Raw genomic sequence first — 2,725 nt, forward strand, 5'->3', positions numbered from 1 at the left:
GCCATAAAAAAGCCTCCCATTTCTTGTGTCCAAGAAATGGGAGGCAGTTCAACGTGCGGCGGGGGTTCTTTCGTCCTGCGGAGTGTCCGCGAAGGTCAGCCCTCAGATCCTGCTACGACTACGTCCTCGGATTGTGTGGGCGGATGAAGGACGTAGTTGGCGGGTATTCCGTCCCTTTCGCTGTTTCGCGGCTTTGCCGCGAAACCTCGCGCCACTTTGGGGATGGATGGGGGACTTGGCTGTTGCCGCCTTTTCGGAGCTCTTCTTTATTCCTTATGCTGGATGAAAAGCCCCTTGTTTTTGCAGGGGTGCATACTCGACTTATATGTGCATAGAATCTCGTATAGTGCGAGTAAGATATTGCGCTGTCTGTTTTGTGTTTAGCAGAGATGTAGTTTGCATAATCCGACATAATCCTCGCTTCATTTAAATAAAGTCGCACGTAAATTACGTAGATATGTCTGAGCTGGAGTTCTGTACGCTGAGCGGATAAAAACGACCGTTCACCGTTCCGCTATTTTCAAAATGAATAAAATGAGCGATAAAGAGAATATAAACCTTAATAAACTCGCGTATCGCACGGACGCGGGTTATTAATGGGTTGTAGGCCTTTTACAGAAAGGATTCCAGCAATGTCTAAGCCTCTTGGCAAGCCCGATCGTATTGTCGTCGCCCTTGGCGGCAACGCCCTCGGCAACAACCCCGTCGAGCAGATCGAGGCCGTGAGCAACACCGCCCACGCTCTCCTCGGTCTCATCGAGCAGGGCAACGAGATCATCATCACCCACGGCAACGGCCCGCAGGTCGGCATGATCCAGAACGCCTTCGCCGCTGCCCACGATGCCATCGGCACCCCCGAGATGCCGCTGCCCGAGTGCGGCGCCATGTCCCAGGGCTACATTGGTTATCACCTGCAGCAGGGCATCGGCCGCGAGATGCACAAGCGCTATAAGCGTTGGCACGCCGCCACCGTCGTCACCCAGATCGAGTGCGACCCCGACGATCCCGCGTTCAAGAACCCGACCAAGCCGATCGGCCCCTTCTACACCGAGGAGCAGGCCAAGGAGTTCATGGCCGAGGATCCCTCCAAGGTCTTCGTCGAGGATTCCGGCCGCGGCTGGCGTCGCGTCGTCGCTTCCCCCGATCCCAAGAAGATCGTCGAGGCTGACTCCATCCTCAACCTGCTCGACAACGAGTTCATCGTCATCGCCTGCGGTGGCGGCGGCATCCCCGTCGTCCGCGACTACGAGAACAAGGGCTGCTACAAGGGCGTTCCCGCCGTCATCGACAAGGACCTGGGCGGCGAGCTGCTGGCCGAGGACTGCGACGCCGACGTTCTGTTCCTGCTGACCGCCGTTGAGCATGTCGCCATCAACTTTGGCAAGCCCAACCAGGAGGAGCTCGAGGACCTCACCGCCGACGAGGCCGAGCGCCTGGCCGACGAGGGCCAGTTCGGCAAGGGTTCCATGGAGCCCAAGGTCCGCGCTGCCATCAAGTTCGCCCGTTCCCGCAAGGGCCGCACCTGCATCATCGGCGCTCTGGACAAGGCCGCCGAGACCATGGCTGGCCTCTCCGGTACCCGCATCCACGAGTAGTCTCTACTCTGTTGCCTCTCTTGTGGGCGCCAGGCAAAGCGCCCACAAACTAGCCTCTCTTCATGAGCCCCGCAGTCCGCTCCGACTGCGGGGCTTTTGCTATTCACCTAGTCATTGGGGACGTTCTTAAACGACTAGTCAAACAAGAGCGTCCCCAATGACCACTCATTTAAGTCTGTCCCCAATGACTAGTAGTAGGCCCACATGGCTTCGACTTCGTTGAGGACCTCTACGACGCCCCAGCGGCGGGCGCTGCGGCTGGCCGAGTTGGGGTCGTAGACGCCAATCTGGTTGGCATCGTCGATGCCGTAGAGCACGATGTAGTGGCCTACGTTGGTAAACGTACCGGGGCGCACTGCGGCGATGACGGGCGCACCCGAGCGAAGTGCTTGGGCAATCGATTCACGATCGTTATAGAGCTGTGTTCCGTTGAGCCCCAGCTGCCACGCACCGCCTGTCATAAACGACCATTCGGTGGCACCGGTGGGGGCGTAGTTGCCGGCTTCGGCCAGTGCGCATATATCGACCGGCGTCTTATCGGTATGGCCGGTCTTAAAGATATAGACCATGGTGAGGCAGGTAGGACCGCAAGCGTTTTCGCGAATAGTGCCGCCGGCATAGGGCAGCTCCGACCATGCGGGGTCAATTTGGTAGATGTGGGGCATGACACCGGCCTGCCATTGCGAGCGTGGGGTCGAGAACGCAAAGGAGTAACCGGGCGCGACGGGAGCTTTAAGCAGCTTGTCCTCGGCAGTGGGCTCAAGACCGGCTGATCCGTGGGAGATACAGGATCCCAAAAACACAAAGACGAGGCAGGCGGCGATGGAGCAAAGCGCAAGGCGTAGACGGCGGGCCGGAAGCGCGTGGCTTGTGGTGTGCGACGCGGGGTGAGGGACGGAATTGCCGCGATCGCGTTGAGGTCGCGAAAAGGTGCGCTTGACGTAGTAGTCGGTCTTACGGCGATCGTAGCGGCGTGGCTGCGATGTGTCGGTCTGGCGTTGACGTGTGCTCGTACTCACGCGGTCTGACTGCTGCACGGTACGGCTTTGCCGCCGCGAAGAAGCCCCGGGCTGCTCTTGAACTGCGCCCCAATTCTTGGACGGGCTAATAAGCGGCCTACGCCGCACATA

2 protein-coding genes are annotated in these 2,725 nt (G+C 59.1%); one reads left to right on the forward strand and one right to left on the reverse strand.

Annotated features, from left to right (window positions below):
* Positions 1-632: 632 nt before the first annotated feature.
* Positions 633-1,595, forward strand: a complete 963-nt coding sequence (arcC, locus tag DWZ01_RS10500) for a carbamate kinase (protein ID WP_006235166.1) — start codon at positions 633-635, stop codon at positions 1,593-1,595.
* A gap of 188 nt (positions 1,596-1,783) precedes the next feature.
* On the opposite strand, the gene DWZ01_RS10960 is transcribed toward arcC, so the two are convergent.
* On the reverse strand, positions 1,784-2,725 hold a 942-nt coding region (locus tag DWZ01_RS10960; protein ID WP_233506211.1), incomplete at its 5' end, for a C39 family peptidase.

Origin of the sequence: Collinsella sp. AF28-5AC (assembly GCF_003457875.1) — a bacterium.
Taxonomy (GTDB): domain Bacteria; phylum Actinomycetota; class Coriobacteriia; order Coriobacteriales; family Coriobacteriaceae; genus Collinsella.